The organism is Microbispora sp. H11081, from assembly GCF_012999535.1.
In the GTDB taxonomy this organism is placed as follows: domain Bacteria; phylum Actinomycetota; class Actinomycetes; order Streptosporangiales; family Streptosporangiaceae; genus Microbispora.
This window is the reverse complement of record NZ_JABBWV010000003.1, coordinates 146,439-159,348: the sequence shown is the minus strand read 5'-3', so window position 1 is coordinate 159,348 and position 12,910 is coordinate 146,439. Positions and strand designations below refer to the sequence as shown.

General features: G+C 71.5%; 15 protein-coding genes. 6 read left to right on the top strand and 9 right to left on the bottom strand.

The window, feature by feature from the left end; translation table 11 throughout:
• Positions 1 to 25 precede the first annotated feature (25 nt).
• Together HHX31_RS10260 and HHX31_RS10255 are read left to right on the top strand one after the other, a co-directional pair.
• Complete coding sequence (locus tag HHX31_RS10260; protein ID WP_169947568.1) at positions 26 to 175, top strand: hypothetical protein; 150 nt, start codon at positions 26 to 28, stop codon at positions 173 to 175.
• A gap of 44 nt (positions 176 to 219) precedes the next feature.
• Positions 220 to 402 carry a hypothetical protein gene (locus tag HHX31_RS10255; protein WP_169947566.1) on the top strand — a complete coding sequence of 61 codons (183 nt, stop codon included), beginning with the start codon at positions 220 to 222 and terminating at the stop codon, positions 400 to 402.
• Positions 403 to 412: 10 nt separating this feature from the next.
• Here the strand turns inward: HHX31_RS10255 and HHX31_RS10250 are convergent, their stop codons facing one another.
• From HHX31_RS10250 to leuC, 7 genes are all read right to left on the bottom strand, one after another.
• Positions 413 to 1,627: an RNA polymerase sigma factor gene (locus HHX31_RS10250; RefSeq protein ID WP_169947564.1), complete on the bottom strand. Its 1,215-nt coding sequence runs from the start codon at positions 1,625 to 1,627 to the stop codon at positions 413 to 415.
• Positions 1,624 to 1,995 (bottom strand): YciI family protein, encoded by a 372-nt coding sequence (locus HHX31_RS10245; protein ID WP_169947562.1) that lies wholly within the window; start codon positions 1,993 to 1,995, stop codon positions 1,624 to 1,626. The genes HHX31_RS10250 and HHX31_RS10245 overlap by 4 nt, the downstream gene beginning before the upstream one ends.
• Before the next feature lie 142 nt (positions 1,996 to 2,137).
• Complete coding sequence (locus HHX31_RS10240) at positions 2,138 to 4,198, bottom strand: SpoIIE family protein phosphatase (protein ID WP_311931720.1); 2,061 nt, start codon at positions 4,196 to 4,198, stop codon at positions 2,138 to 2,140.
• Between the two features lie 228 nt (positions 4,199 to 4,426).
• Positions 4,427 to 4,723, bottom strand: a complete 297-nt coding sequence (locus tag HHX31_RS10235; protein ID WP_169947558.1) for an HU family DNA-binding protein — start codon at positions 4,721 to 4,723, stop codon at positions 4,427 to 4,429.
• Between the two features lie 53 nt (positions 4,724 to 4,776).
• Positions 4,777 to 5,037, bottom strand: coding sequence for a hypothetical protein (locus HHX31_RS10230; RefSeq protein WP_169947556.1), 261 nt, complete (start codon positions 5,035 to 5,037; stop codon positions 4,777 to 4,779).
• On the bottom strand, positions 5,016 to 5,603 hold the full coding sequence (gene leuD / locus HHX31_RS10225; RefSeq protein ID WP_169947554.1) for a 3-isopropylmalate dehydratase small subunit: 588 nt from the start codon (positions 5,601 to 5,603) through the stop codon (positions 5,016 to 5,018). Before leuD ends, HHX31_RS10230 begins: the two co-directional genes overlap by 22 nt.
• Before the next feature lie 28 nt (positions 5,604 to 5,631).
• The gene (gene leuC / locus HHX31_RS10220; protein ID WP_169947552.1) at positions 5,632 to 7,017 is read right to left on the bottom strand and encodes a 3-isopropylmalate dehydratase large subunit; all 1,386 of its coding nucleotides are present in this window, start codon (positions 7,015 to 7,017) and stop codon (positions 5,632 to 5,634) included.
• Between the two features lie 138 nt (positions 7,018 to 7,155).
• Here leuC and HHX31_RS10215 point away from each other — a divergent pair, with 138 nt between their 5' ends.
• The 4 genes from HHX31_RS10215 to HHX31_RS10200 all read left to right on the top strand — a co-directional run bounded on the left by HHX31_RS10215 (position 7,156) and on the right by HHX31_RS10200 (position 11,277).
• Positions 7,156 to 7,872: an IclR family transcriptional regulator gene (locus tag HHX31_RS10215; RefSeq protein ID WP_079312748.1), complete on the top strand. Its 717-nt coding sequence runs from the start codon at positions 7,156 to 7,158 to the stop codon at positions 7,870 to 7,872.
• A gap of 37 nt (positions 7,873 to 7,909) precedes the next feature.
• Complete coding sequence (locus tag HHX31_RS10210) at positions 7,910 to 9,613, top strand: hypothetical protein (RefSeq protein WP_169947550.1); 1,704 nt, start codon at positions 7,910 to 7,912, stop codon at positions 9,611 to 9,613.
• Positions 9,614 to 9,701: 88 nt separating this feature from the next.
• On the top strand, positions 9,702 to 10,421 hold the full coding sequence (locus HHX31_RS10205; RefSeq protein ID WP_249345859.1) for an MgtC/SapB family protein: 720 nt from the start codon (positions 9,702 to 9,704) through the stop codon (positions 10,419 to 10,421).
• A gap of 106 nt (positions 10,422 to 10,527) precedes the next feature.
• Complete coding sequence (locus HHX31_RS10200; protein ID WP_169947549.1) at positions 10,528 to 11,277, top strand: AAA family ATPase; 750 nt, start codon at positions 10,528 to 10,530, stop codon at positions 11,275 to 11,277.
• A gap of 3 nt (positions 11,278 to 11,280) precedes the next feature.
• Here the strand turns inward: HHX31_RS10200 and HHX31_RS10195 are convergent, their stop codons facing one another.
• Together HHX31_RS10195 and HHX31_RS10190 are read right to left on the bottom strand one after the other, a co-directional pair.
• Positions 11,281 to 12,240 carry an NAD-dependent epimerase/dehydratase family protein gene (locus HHX31_RS10195; RefSeq protein ID WP_169947547.1) on the bottom strand — a complete coding sequence of 320 codons (960 nt, stop codon included), beginning with the start codon at positions 12,238 to 12,240 and terminating at the stop codon, positions 11,281 to 11,283.
• On the bottom strand, positions 12,237 to 12,674 hold the full coding sequence (locus HHX31_RS10190) for a MerR family transcriptional regulator (protein ID WP_169947545.1): 438 nt from the start codon (positions 12,672 to 12,674) through the stop codon (positions 12,237 to 12,239). The genes HHX31_RS10195 and HHX31_RS10190 overlap by 4 nt, the downstream gene beginning before the upstream one ends.
• Positions 12,675 to 12,910 lie beyond the last annotated feature (236 nt).

Sequence of the window (12,910 nt, the reverse complement as noted above, 5' to 3'; positions counted from 1 at the left end):
GTACGACCTCGAGGAGGTGGTCGGGATGACTTCCGGCAGTAGTCCGACACCATCCCATCCCGTCACCTTCCTCGGCACCTTCCTCGGCACCTTCCGCAGCGCCTTCCGCGCCATGCCGCGGGGCTCCGGGGCCGCAGGCGCGGTCGCCGCCCGCTGCCGCTGCCGGGCCGGGTGACGGGTTCCCTCCGTGCCGTCCGGCACGAGACAGGAGGTCCCGTCATGACGATCACGATTTCCGTGCCGTTCACGCTGCCGCGCACCCTGGCCAGGACGGCCCGCGTCCTGGTCCCCGTCCTGACGCCGCTCGCCCTCGCGCTGGTGGGTTCCGCCGACGCGGGGACAGGCCTGCGGCTGGGGCTGGAGATCGCGCTGCTGCTCCTCAGGCACCTGCTGGGGGTCTGAAGGCCCGGGGCTACGCCCTCACCCGGCCGGCCCGGGACTCCAGGTAGCGCCGCTCGGCCATGCTGGCGGTGGACCTCGCGGCCCGCCGGTAGTGCTCGTACGCCCCGGCCCTGTCGCCGGTCTTCTCCAGCAGATGCGCGCGCACGGACAGCAACCGGTGATGCCCGGCCAACCGCTCGTCACCGTCCAACGTGGACAACAAGGCCAGCCCGGCCTCCGGGCCCTCGATCTCGGCGAGCGCGATCGCCCGGTTGAGGGTGACCATCGGGTTGGGCGCGATCCGCTCCAGGATCAGATAGAGGGCGTGCACCTGCGGCCAATCGGTCTCCTCGGCCGTGGCCGCGTCGGCATGCGTGGCGGCGATGGCGGCCTGGAGCTGGTACGGCCCCAGCGCCGGGCCGCCCAGCGCCGCCTTGATCAGCTCGACGCCCTCGTCCACCAGCCCGCGGTCCCACTTCGTGCGGTCCTGCTCGTCGAGCGGCACCAGATCGCCGGCCGGATCCGTACGTGCCTCTCTGCGGGCGTGGGTCAGCAACATCAGCGCGAGCAGCCCGGTGACCTCGCCGTCGCCGGGCAGCTGGGCCTGCACCATCCGGGCCAGCCGGATCGCTTCGTTCGCGAGGTCGGCGCGGTGCAGATCGCTGCCCGAGGAGGCGGTGTAGCCCTCGTTGAAGATCAGGTAGAGCACGTGCAGGACGACCCGGAGCCGCTCCTGGAGCTCCGCGCCGTCCGGCAGGCCGAACGAGCTCCCGGCGGCTTTGACGCGCTGCTTGGCCCGGCTGATCCTGGCCGCCATCGTGGCCTCCGGCACCAGGAACGCGCGGGCGATCTCGGCGGTGGTCAGGCCGCCGACCGCCCGCAGCGTCAGGGCGACCTGGGAGGCCGCGGTCAGCGTGGGATGGCAGCACAGAAAGAGCAGGACGAGCGTGTCGTCGGTGTCCGGCACGTCCTCCGGCATCACCTCGACGGCGGCCGTCACCGACTCCCGCTCACGGCGCGCTTGGTCGCTGCGCATCTGGTCGATGAGCCGCCGGGACGCCACGGTCGACAGCCAGCCACGCGGGTTGTCCGGCACTCCCTCGACCGGCCACTGCACGGCGGCGGCGAGAACGGCCTCCTGCACGGCGTCCTCGCACCCCTCGAACCGGCCGTGCCGGCGTACCAGCGCGCCGAGGACCTGCGGCGTGAGCTCACGCAGCAGGCCCTCGACGACCGGTGCTGTCATGCCTCCAATTGTCCGTCGGCGAACATGACCTGCCGCACCTCGACGCCGAGACCCTCGATCGCGGTGTCCGGGATTCGCGCCGCCAGTTCGATCGCCCGCTCCCTGCTCTCGCAGTCGATCAGGTAGAAGCCACCCAGATACTCCTTGGCCTCCAGGAAGGGACCGTCGGTCACCACCGGCTGGCCGTTGCGCACGGACACCACCGCGGCCTGCGACGGGTCGACCAGCGCCTGTGTGCTGATCAGCTCTCCGGACCGCTTCAGCGCCTCGATGAACCTGCCGTGTCCATCGCCGAGCGCCGCCCTCTCCTCGTCGGTCAGCGCGTCCAGCACGGCCGGGTTGATGTGCAGGCTGATCAGGAACTTCATCGCGTTCTCCTCGTGGTTCGCGAGCCTCCATGGGGCCCTCCCACCGGTTGGTCGGAGCCGCCGCCGCCGTCTTGACACCTGTCCGCGTCGAAAACTCCCGGCCGCTCCCGCGAGACGTCGGGTGGCCGCCCGCGGTCCCCGGCTACGAGGCCGATGACGAGGCGGCTCCCTCATAGCGCCCGGCCGGTGGCACTCGCAGCGCGATCATGGCGACGTCGTCCTCGCCCGTCACCGGCATCCCGGTGAGCAGTTCGTCGCAGAACCGGCCCAGGGGCTCGCGGGCGAGCGGCTCGGCACACCGCCGCAGCCGTTCGAGCCCGTCACCGAGGTCCTCTCCCCGCCGCTCGACGAGGCCGTCGGTGTAGAGCAGCAGTGTGCTGTCCGGCGGCAACGGCTCGACGGCGCTGATCCACGGGTGCTCGTAGGAGAGGCCGAGAAGGGGGTTGCCCGCGTTCTGGAGGAAGCGGCCCTCCCCCTCGCCGGTCACCAGCAACGGCGGCGGATGCCCGGCCACCGAGTACGCCAGCCGCCACAGGCCCTCGTAATCCCTTTCCAGGCGGGCCAGCACGCAGGTGGCGGTGCTCTCGCCGTTCAGGGTCTCCAGGGCGCTGTTCAGCCGCCTCAGGACGTCACCGGGGGACTCGTCGCGGTCGACGGCGAGCGCCCGCAGCATGTTGCGCATCTGGCTCATGCACACGGCGGCGGCCAGGTCGTGCCCGGCCACGTCGCCGATCACCAGCTTGACGACGCCACGGGACAGCACGAACGCGTCGTACCAGTCTCCGCCGATCTCGGCGGCGGTGGGGCTCGCCTCGTAGCGCGCGGCGAGCTCCAGGCCGGGGACGTGGGGCGGCTCGGCCAGCAGGCTGTGCTGCAGGGCCAGCGCCACCCGCTGGGTGCGCCGGAAGCGCAGGGCGTTGCCGATGGCGTCGTGCGTGTGGTCGAGGATCTGCCCCATCAGATCGATGTCGGCCGGACTGATCGGCGGCCGGTCCCCGCAGACGCAGGCCGTGACCACGGCCGCGACCTCGCCTTCGACGACGATCGGGAGGATGACCACGTTGTGAGCCCCGATCTCGGCGACCCACGTCCTGACCGCCTCGGGGTGGCGGAACGAAGGACGTCCGCGGGGGAAGGATATCTGGGCGGGGCGGCGCAGCCCCACCGCCTGCCGCAGCACCTCGGCGGAGTGGTGCTCCTTCAGCAGCGGCAGCCTCGGCAATCCCTCGCGTACGGCGGAACAGAGGCGCTCGGCGAGGACGGTGCGCGCGTGCGGAAGGCCGCCGTTCGGCTCGGGAAGCAGGTGGACATCGCAGGTGTCGGCGAGTTCGGGCACGACCACCTCGGCGAGCGCCTGGCACATCTCCTCCAGGTTGGTGATGTCGCTCGCCGCGGCCGCGGCGTGGTCCAGCAGCCGGCGGCGGCGCTCCTCCTGCCACTCCCGCTCGACGTCGGTGGAGGTGCCCACCCACTCCACCACCTCGCCGTTCTGGCGCACCGGCACGGACCGGAAACGGATGTGCCGGTAGACGCCGTCGCGGGTGCGGACGCGGTAGGTCACCTCGTTCAGCGAGATCTCCTGTTCGCCGGCCTTGTCCCACCACTCCTCGGCCTGCACGCGGTCCTCGGGGTGCAGGGCCCGCATCCAGCCGCGGCCGAGACTCTCGTGCGGCTTCTGTCCCGTCAGCCGCTGCCAGCCCTGGCTCTCTCTGGAGTCGCCGTGCGGGCCGGTCACCCACACGGTGTGCGTGCCCGCCCACATGATGCTCTGGTAACGGCGCCGGAGGCGGGCAAGCTCCTTCTCCATGACGGATGCCCGCCAAGTGGCGGCGACCTCCGACGTGGCCTCCTGGACCACCGCCAGCAGCCCGCTCTCGCCGCCCTGGAGGGCGATCCCGGAAAGGCTCATCCGGAAGAGGCGCTCGTGTGGTCCGCCGCTACGGCCGGCGCCCGCGGAGACGTCGTCGAGGCGTACGGCCTCCCCCGTTCTCCTCACCTCGTCGAGCACGGCGAGGGTGTCCTGCCCGAGGAGGTCGCGGAGTCCCTGCCGTACGGAGGCCCCGATCGGCAGATCCCCGAACATCGACCGGAAGGCGTCGTTGGCGTAGAGCAGCCGATGCGCCTCCCCACCGGTCACCAGGACCGCGACCGGCGCCCGGTCGAACGCGGCCACCGGCACCCGGCCGGGCTCGCGTACCCGCACTTGCGTCCCAGGCTCTCGACCGCCACGCACAGCTTCTTCCCCCGGTCTGACACGCGGTCGATGGGTCCCCCGCATTCACGCCCTGCGACTCGCCTACCTGAGATTACCCATGTTTACCCAGGTCAGGGAGGGGAGATTACCGTCCTCGCGCGATGTGGAACCGGGCCGTGAAACGACGAACGGCGCCCGGGGGCTCCGAGCGCCGTCCACTGGTACCGGTGGGGCCGGCTACTTCTTCTTGGCAGCCTTGCCACCAGCGTTGACCTGCTCCTTGAAATCCGCGCCCGGGCGGAACCTGGGCACCCAGCTCTCCTCCACCTTGATCGGGTCTCCGGTGGAAGGGTTGCGGGCCGTACGGGCCGGCTTGTGCACCATCTCGAAGGCACCGAAGCCGGTGATCGAGACCTTGTCACCGCTCGCGACGGCACCCTGGATGGCGTCGAGGACGGCGTTGACGGCTTCTGTCGCCGTCTTCTTGTCACCGACGCGATCTGTGATCGCGTCGACGAGTTCTTTCTTGTTCATTTCGGTTTCCTCCCCCTTACGCGCTTGAAATTAGGGGACGAGGTCGCGGGACTTCAATCACCGTGGGGCATGTTTCGCCTACTCGGCGTGTCGGATGTGCCGTCCAGATAGGCGATGAAGGCGTCCAGCCGGGCGGCCGCATGGGCTATGTCCCGCTTTGCCACGTCACAGATAGCAAGCAGCCGTCGCGCCAGGCGGGCCTGCTCCTCCTGTGGTAAGGCTAACGCTCTGACGCGGCGATGCGCATCACGCAGTCGCCGCGCCAGCAGCTCATCTCCGGTCTGAGACTCGTTCAGACGGTCGTCGGCAGCCATGGCTGCCGTCCATTCTCGTACTCCTCGATGGCGTCCGCGTGACGCAGGGTCAGCCCGATGTCGTCCAGGCCCTCCAGCAGCCGCCAGCGGGTGTAGTCGTCGATCTCGAACGGGACGACCAGATCGCCCGCGCGCACCTGGCGCTCGGCCAGGTCGACGGTGATCTCGCTCGCCGGGTCCGCCTCCGCCGCGTCCTGCAGGCGCTTGACGACGTCCTCGGGCAGGACGACCGGCAGCAGGCCCATCTTCGTGGAGTTGTTGCGGAAGATGTCGCCGAAGCGCGAGGCGATGACGACGCGGAAGCCGTACTGCTGCAGCGCCCAGACGGCGTGCTCACGCGAGGAGCCGGTGCCGAAGTCAGGCCCGGACACCAGGATCGTGGCGCCCTCGTACGCGGGGTCGTTGAGCACGAACGACGGGTCCTCGCGCCAGGCGGCGAACAGGCCCTTCTCGAAGCCCGTACGGCTGACCTGCTTGAGCCAGACCGCCGGGATGATCTGGTCGGTGTCCACGTTGCTGCGGCGCAGCGGCACGGCGCGGCCGGTGTGGGTGGTGAACGCTTCCATGGTGGTCTCTTCCTGGGACGTGGGCGGACTAGAGGTCGGCGGGGGCGGTCAGCCGGCCGGTCACCGCCGTGGCGGCCGCCACCTGCGGCGACACGAGGTGGGTGCGCCCGCCCTTGCCCTGGCGGCCCTCGAAGTTGCGGTTGGAGGTCGAGGCGCTGCGCTCGCCCGGCTTCAGCGTGTCGGGGTTCATGCCCAGGCACATCGAGCAGCCGGCCTCGCGCCACTCGGCCCCGGCCGCCTTGAAGACCTCGTGCAGGCCCTCCTCCTCGGCCGCCTTCTTGACCCCCATGGAGCCCGGGACGATCAGCGTGCGGGTGACGACCTTGCGGCCCCGCAGGATCTCGGCCGCGGCGCGCAGGTCCTCGATGCGGCCGTTGGTGCAGGAGCCGACGAAGACGGTGTCCACCTGGATGTCGTTCAGCGGCGTGCCCGCGGCGAGGCCCATGTACTCGAGCGCGCGCTCGGCGGCGGCCCGCTCGACCGGGTCGGCGAACTGCTCGGGCGACGGCACGGCGGAACCGAGCGGCGCGCCCTGGCCCGGGTTGGTGCCCCAGGTGACGAACGGCGTGAGGGCCGAGGCGTCGATCTCCACGACCTTGTCGAACTCGGCGTCGTCGTCGGTGCGCAGGGTCTTCCAGTACTCCACCGCACGGTCCCACGCCTCACCGGTGGGCGCGTGGGGACGGCCGCGCAGGTACTCGAACGTGGTCTCGTCGGGGGCGATCATGCCCGCCCGCGCGCCGGCCTCGATCGACATGTTGCAGACGGTCATGCGGCCCTCCATGGAGAGCTTGCGCACCGCCTCGCCCCGGTACTCGACGATGTAGCCCTGGCCGCCACCGGTGCCGATCTTCGCGATGATCGCCAGGATCAGGTCCTTGGCGGTCACGCCGACCGGCAACTCGCCCTTGACCTCGATGGCCATCGTCTTGGGCCGGTAGGCGGGCAGCGTCTGGGTGGCCAGCACGTGCTCGACCTCGGAGGTCCCGATGCCGAACGCGATGGCGCCGAACGCCCCGTGCGTCGAGGTGTGCGAGTCGCCGCAGACGATCGTCATGCCCGGCTGGGTGAGCCCGAACTGCGGGCCGATGATGTGCACCACGCCCTGACCGGCGTCGCCCATCGGGTGCAGGCGGATGCCGAACTCCGCGGCGTTCTTGCGCAGCGTCTCGACCTGCGTACGGGACACCGGGTCGGAGATCGGCCCGAGCACGGTCGGGACGTTGTGGTCCTCGGTGGCGATCGTGAGGTCGGGGCGGCGCACGGTGCGGTCCGCCATGCGCAGGCCGTCGAACGCCTGCGGGCTGGTCACCTCGTGGATGAGGTGCAGGTCGATGTAGAGCAGGTCGGGTTCGCCGTCGGCACGGCGTACCACGTGCTGCTCCCAGACTTTCTCAGCCAGTGTGCGACCCATGGTTGTGACGCCTCCTTGCGCTCATACCCCCGGTCGTGTCTCTCATCATGAGACTGATATATCGGGATATGGACACTGTATCCGGTGTATGCCAACATTGTGTTTGCATCTCGTATGCCGAGACGGCAGTATCGGGGTATGGACAACTCTAGCGGGGTCGGAGTACTCGACAAGGCGGTTCTCGTACTCAACGCCCTGGAGGCGGGCCCCGCTTCCCTGGCACAGCTCGTCCAGGCGACCGGCCTGGCCAGGCCGACAGCCCACCGGCTGGCCGTCGCGCTGGAGCACCACCGCATCGTCTCCCGCGACACGCAGGGCCGGTTCATCCTCGGGCCCCGTTTATCGGAACTGTCCACGGCGGCGGGCGAGGACCGGCTGCTGGCCGTCGCCGGGCCGGTGCTCACCCAACTTCGCGACCTGACCGGAGAGAGCGCTCAACTTTACCGGCGCCAGGGTGATGAGCGGGTCTGCGTGGCCGCCGCCGAGCGCGCCAGCGGGCTGCGCGACACCGTGCCCGTCGGCTCCGCGCTGCCCATGACCGCGGGGTCCGCCGCGCAGATACTGCTCGCCTGGGAGGAGCCCGACCGGCTGCACCGCGGCCTGCGCGGCGCCAAGTTCACCGCCGCCACGCTCGCGAGCGTACGCAGGAGGGGCTGGGCCCACAGCGTGGGCGAGCGCGAGCAGGGCGTGGCGAGCGTCTCCGCCCCCATCCGCGGCGCCGGCGGCAAGGTGATAGCCGCGGTCTCCGTGTCGGGCCCCATAGAGCGGCTCACCCGTACGCCCGGCCGGATGCACGCCGCCCCCGTCGTCGCCGCCGCGGAGCGGATAACCGAAGCCATGCGCCGCGCGAACTGATTGGAGAGCGGTGTCCCGAAAGCCCTAGGCTGGCGGGGTGACAGACCGCATCGAGGCAGCCGCCGCTGAACTGCGTCCCCTGCTCCAAGAATTCATCCTCTGGGCGCCGGCAAACGCACCAGGCAGCGACCCCGATCTCGTGGGCCCCGCCGCCCTGTGGCACCGCCTGATCGCAAGCGCCGACGTCGGGCTGTGGAAACACGGCGACCTGCGCACTCTCCTGCTGGAGCGCATACCGCAGGTGGTCGAGGACCCCGAGGCCGCGGCCGACGGCATGATCCCCGCGGTCCGGGCGTACCTGACGTTCCTGTCGACCACCGGGCGGCTCTCGCCCGGCTCGGCCTCGCTGGAGACCCTCCTCGCCGAGCTCGACGAGGTCGAGGACGACTTCGTCGACGCCATGGAGGACACCATCGCCGAGCGCGACTGGGACGAGGAGGAGGACGAGCTCGACGGGGAGGAGATCGACGAGGGCCTCGGCGACTTCGAGCCGTTCGCCGACGAGATCGGCGCGCTGCCCACGGTCCGGCTGCGGCCCGACGTCGAGCTAGCCGAGGCGGCACGCGGGGTGACGCTCATCGCGCAGGCCCGCGACCTGGCGCTGTGGGTCGGCACCGGCCGCAAGGTGGGCGAGGAGACCCTGCTCACCGACTCCGAGGTGGACGACGCGGTGCGCGCGGTCGGCCTGCCCGACGCGGGCAACATCTGGAACCTGTGGAACCTCGCGATCGACCTCGAGTTCCTCGCCCCCGACGGCGACGACACGGTCAGCGTGGACTCCGACACGGCCGCCTGGCCCTTCGAGGACGACGACGACGTCCTCGACGCCTGGATGCTCGGTCTCCACTCGCTCGACTACGGCGACCCCGAGCTGGACGAAGACGACCTCACGCTGGCCCTGTCCGGCCTGACCCGCGCGCTGCTGATCCGCGTGCTGCTCGCCGGAGGAACGCGGCAGGTGTCCTCGCTGCGCGACGAGCTGGCCGAGGCCGCGGCGGAGTACGACGACCTCGGGGCCGACGCCTGGGCCGCGGCCGGTGACCCGCTCGCCTCCGTGCTCGCCTGGCTCACCGGCTACGGCATGGTCACCGTCGAGGGCGACACGGTCACCCTGACGCCGCTCGGCACGGAGGGCCTCGTCCACCTGCTGGACGACGAGGACATCGACATCGACGCCCGGCCCGCGATCGACGCCATGACCGCGCTCGACCTGCTGTCGTTCAGCGCCGACATGTCCGAGGAGGAGGCCGACGAGGAGTTCGCCGCCTGGCTCGCGCTGCGCGACCCGGCGCGGGCCGCCGCCGAACTGCTCGAAGCCGCCGCCGAGGAGGAGTCGGACGCCCTCGTCCGGGTGCAGGCCGCCAGCCTGGTGGGCTCGCTGGGCGAGGCCGCCATCCCGGCCTGGCAGGAGGCGCTGAAGGAGCCCTCGCTCCGGCCGTACGCCGCGACGCACCTGACCCAGATGGACGTCGAGGACGCTCCGGAGCCGACCCAGGCGGACACCCACTGGCTGATCCTCGACATGTGGACGATCTCCGCGGGTCTCGGCCGGCCGGAGTTCGTGTCGAGCCTGCACGACATCGGCCCCGCGCAGACGCTCATCGGGCTGCTGGACGTGATCTGGAAGGTCCACCACCCTCACCTCGAGGAGTTGCTGGGCCTCATCGACGAGACCCACCCGGACAAGCAGGTGGGGAAGGCCGCCAAGCGGGCGCTGTTCAAGGCGCGGTCGGGGCGGTAGCCGTCCGATCGAGGCCGGGACGGCGGCGTCCGCCCCGGCCTCACCGCCTTTTTTCGACGGCTGCGTCGCGCGGATTTAGTCTGGTGTGATGCCGATCTCACTCATGGTGAGTCCCGTGGCGTGGTGGCAGCCGGCCGTGGACCTCGTCATCGCGCTCGTGCTCTCGGCGGCCATCGGCCTGGAGCGGGAGATCCGGCAGAAGAGCGCCGGGTTGCGCACCCACACGCTCGTGGGGTTCGGCGCCGCGCTGTTCATGCTCGTGTCCAAATACGGCTTCTCCGACGTGCTCGGCGACGGCGTGGTGCTCGATCCGTCGCGGGTGGCCGCCCAGATCGTCTCCGGCATCGGCTTCATCGGCGGCGGGCTGATCTTCGTACGCCGCGACGCGGTCAAGGGGCTGACCACCGCCGCCGCCGTGTGGCTCACCGCCGGAGTCGGCATGGCCGCGGGCGCCGGCCTGTGGCTGCTCGCCGTCCTCGCCACGGTGGGGAACTTCGTCGTGATGCTCGGGCTCACCCCGCTGGCCGCCCGGCTCCCCCGTTCCCGGCACGCGCAGTCGCGGCTGCGCCTGTCGTACGCGGACGGCCGGGGCGTGCTGCGGCGGGCCCTGGCCGAGTGCACGGGCCGCCGTTTCGTGGTCGACGAACTGTCGCTGGAGCAGCCCACCCGCGGGCAGGACACCGGCACGGTCATGGTCACCCTGCTGCTCCACGGCCCCGGCTCGATCGGCGACCTCACGAGCAGGCTGGCCGAGATCGACGGCGTGCTCGCCATCTCCTGCGACGACGCGAACAGCCAGCACTTCTAGAGAGGCCCTTCATGACCAGCCACGGGCGACGCGCGTTCTCGTGCCTCCCCGGCCATGCGAACCGGGTGGGCGGCCGCCTCAAGCCGCGGCTCCCGGGGGGCCGGCCGTGTTGATCACCCGCCTGGCCGTGCCGCCGCCTCATCCGGCCGGGTGGCCGTTCACCATCCCCGCCGTCCAGCACCTGGCGGCAGGGCTCGACCTCACCGCCCGCGTGACGTTCCTCGTCGGCGAGAACGGCTCCGGGAAGTCCACGCTCGTCGAGGCCGTCAGCGACGTGTGCGGCATCAACTCCGGAGGAGGCAAAGCGGGCACCCGGTACGCCTCCACAGGGCAGGCGACGCCGCTCGGCGGTGCCCTGCGCGCCGAGTTCACCACCGCGGGGCTGCGCCTCGTCCGCGGCCCCCGCACCAAGCGGCGGGCGTTCTTCTTCCGCGCGGAGACGCTGTTCGATCTCGGACAGAACGTGTCCGGCCTGCCCGGGTTCTGGGAGGAGGACCTGACCGAGCAGTCGCACGGCGAGGGGTTCTTCACCGTGCTGGACCGCATGGTCGCCGGGCCTGGTCTCTACCTGATGGACGAGCCGGAGGCCGCGCTGTCGTTCGCCTCCTGCCTGCGCCTGATGGCCCTGATGGACCGCGTCGCCCGCGAGGGCGGACAGGTCATCTGCGCCACCCATTCGCCGATCCTGGCCGCGCTTCCCGGCGCGCAGATCCTGGAACTGGACGACGACGGAATCCATCCCGTCGCGTGGAAGGAACTCCACCTGGTGGATCACTGGCGGCGGTTCCTGGAGGCGCCGGACGCCTACCTGCGGCACGTGCTCGACGGCAGGACGAGCCGCCGGGAGCCGTCGTAGGCGTCAGAGGCTCTCCGCCGTGTCCACGATCGTGGTCTCGGCGGGGCGCGGATGCCATCCGAGCTCGTCGCGGGCCCGGTCGTTGTGGATGATCGGTCGTGGCGGCTCGTCCCCCGGCGCCTCCCGCGTGGGCACCCGCGCGGCGAGCGGGCCGAGCCGCCTGCGCAGGATCCCGGCCACCTCCAGGAAGCTCAGCGCCGGGCCGTCCGCCACGGCCAGGAAGCGCTTGCCCGCCGCCTCGGGCGCGGCCATGGCGCGGATGTGCAGGTCGGCCACGTCCCGTACGTCGACGACGCCGAAACGCTGACGGGGCGCGACGCTCATCGTCCCGTCGAGCATCGCCTTGATCAGCTGAGTCGAAGAGCGCGCCTCGGCCGTCAGGGCCGGCCCGAAGATGGCCGTCGGATTGACCACGACGAGCTCGGTGCCGCCGCCCTCGCGCTCCATCAGGTCCCACGCGGCCCGCTCGGCGATCGCCTTGGAGCGCGGATAGGGCGCCAGCCCTGGCGTGTCCGGTTCGGTCCAGTCGGCCTCGGTGAACTCGGCGCCGGGCTTGGGCGTGTATCCGACCGCGGCGAAGGACGACGTGAGCACCACGCGCCTGGCCCCCGCGTCGCGTGCCGCCCGCAGCACCCGCAGCGTGCCCTCTCGGGCGGGGACGATCAGCTCGTCGGGGTCGTCGGGCTGGACGACCGGGATGGGCGAGGCGACGTGGTGGACCTCCTCGCACCCGGCTACCGCGGCGGCCCAGCCGCCGTCCGCCGACAGGTCGGCGGCGACGAACTCCAGACGGGCGTCGTCGGCGCCGCCCCGGCGCACCGCCGCGCGCAGGGCCGCACGCAGGGCCGCCTCGCGGGCCGTCGAGCGCACTGTGGCGCGCACCGAGCGCCCGGCCCGCAGCAGCGCGGCGATCAGGTGCGTCCCCACGTAGCCGGACCCACCGGTGACCAGGACCGGGCTCATCCCAGCATCCTCAAGCGATCGACCACGTCCACGAGACGCCGGGTGACCTCGGCCTCGGCGGCGGTGTCGCCGCGGTCCCGGGCGTCCCAAAGCGCCGCCTTCTCGCGCAGGTAGGCGAGCCGCGCCCGCTGTGCGGCGATCTCGGCCTCGACGCGCTCCGCGTGGTGCAGCAGCAGATCGCGCTGCTCGGCCGCCGCCTCCCGCCCTCGTGCGCGGTTGGCCAGATAGGCGCGCATGTCCTCAATGCCTACGCCGGCCGAGCGCAGGCAGGCCAGCGCCTCGATCACGTGAAGGTCCTCGTCGCGGTAACGGCGATGCCCGCTCCGCTCGTCCCGGTCGATCGGGCCGACCAGCCCGACGTCCTCGTAGTAGCGCAGCGTCGGCTCGCTCAGCCCGGTACGTCGCGAAACGTCCTGAATGGTGATGGTTGCCATGGGGACAGCAGACCAGACCTCAAGCGCTTGAAGTCAAACACGGACCACTAGCCCCGACCGGATTCGCGCCCGCGCAGCGGGCCATGAACAGGGCGCGGCGTCCCGTAACGGCGAAACCCCCGGCACGGGGAGTGCCGAGGGTCTCGATGATGTAGCCCCGACCGGATTCGCGCCCGCGCAGCGGGCCATGAACAGGGCGCGGCGTCCCGTAACGGCGAAACCCCCGGCACGGGGAG

Bases quoted from the DNA above. Each gene is read 5' to 3' on its own strand.
- leuD (WP_169947554.1), bottom strand. From the start codon at position 5,603: ATGGAAGCGTTCACCACCCACACCGGCCGCGCCGTGCCGCTGCGCCGC.
- HHX31_RS10235 (WP_169947558.1), bottom strand. From the start codon at position 4,723: ATGAACAAGAAAGAACTCGTCGACGCGATCACAGATCGCGTCGGTGAC.
- HHX31_RS10205 (WP_249345859.1), top strand. From the start codon at position 9,702: ATGCCGATCTCACTCATGGTGAGTCCCGTGGCGTGGTGGCAGCCGGCC.
- leuC (WP_169947552.1), bottom strand. From the start codon at position 7,017: ATGGGTCGCACACTGGCTGAGAAAGTCTGGGAGCAGCACGTGGTACGC.
- HHX31_RS10255 (WP_169947566.1), top strand. From the start codon at position 220: ATGACGATCACGATTTCCGTGCCGTTCACGCTGCCGCGCACCCTGGCC.
- HHX31_RS10245 (WP_169947562.1), bottom strand. From the start codon at position 1,995: ATGAAGTTCCTGATCAGCCTGCACATCAACCCGGCCGTGCTGGACGCG.
- HHX31_RS10260 (WP_169947568.1), top strand. From the start codon at position 26: ATGACTTCCGGCAGTAGTCCGACACCATCCCATCCCGTCACCTTCCTC.
- HHX31_RS10230 (WP_169947556.1), bottom strand. From the start codon at position 5,037: ATGGCTGCCGACGACCGTCTGAACGAGTCTCAGACCGGAGATGAGCTG.
- HHX31_RS10190 (WP_169947545.1), bottom strand. From the start codon at position 12,674: ATGGCAACCATCACCATTCAGGACGTTTCGCGACGTACCGGGCTGAGC.
- HHX31_RS10215 (WP_079312748.1), top strand. From the start codon at position 7,156: ATGGACAACTCTAGCGGGGTCGGAGTACTCGACAAGGCGGTTCTCGTA.
- HHX31_RS10195 (WP_169947547.1), bottom strand. From the start codon at position 12,240: ATGAGCCCGGTCCTGGTCACCGGTGGGTCCGGCTACGTGGGGACGCAC.
- HHX31_RS10250 (WP_169947564.1), bottom strand. From the start codon at position 1,627: ATGACAGCACCGGTCGTCGAGGGCCTGCTGCGTGAGCTCACGCCGCAG.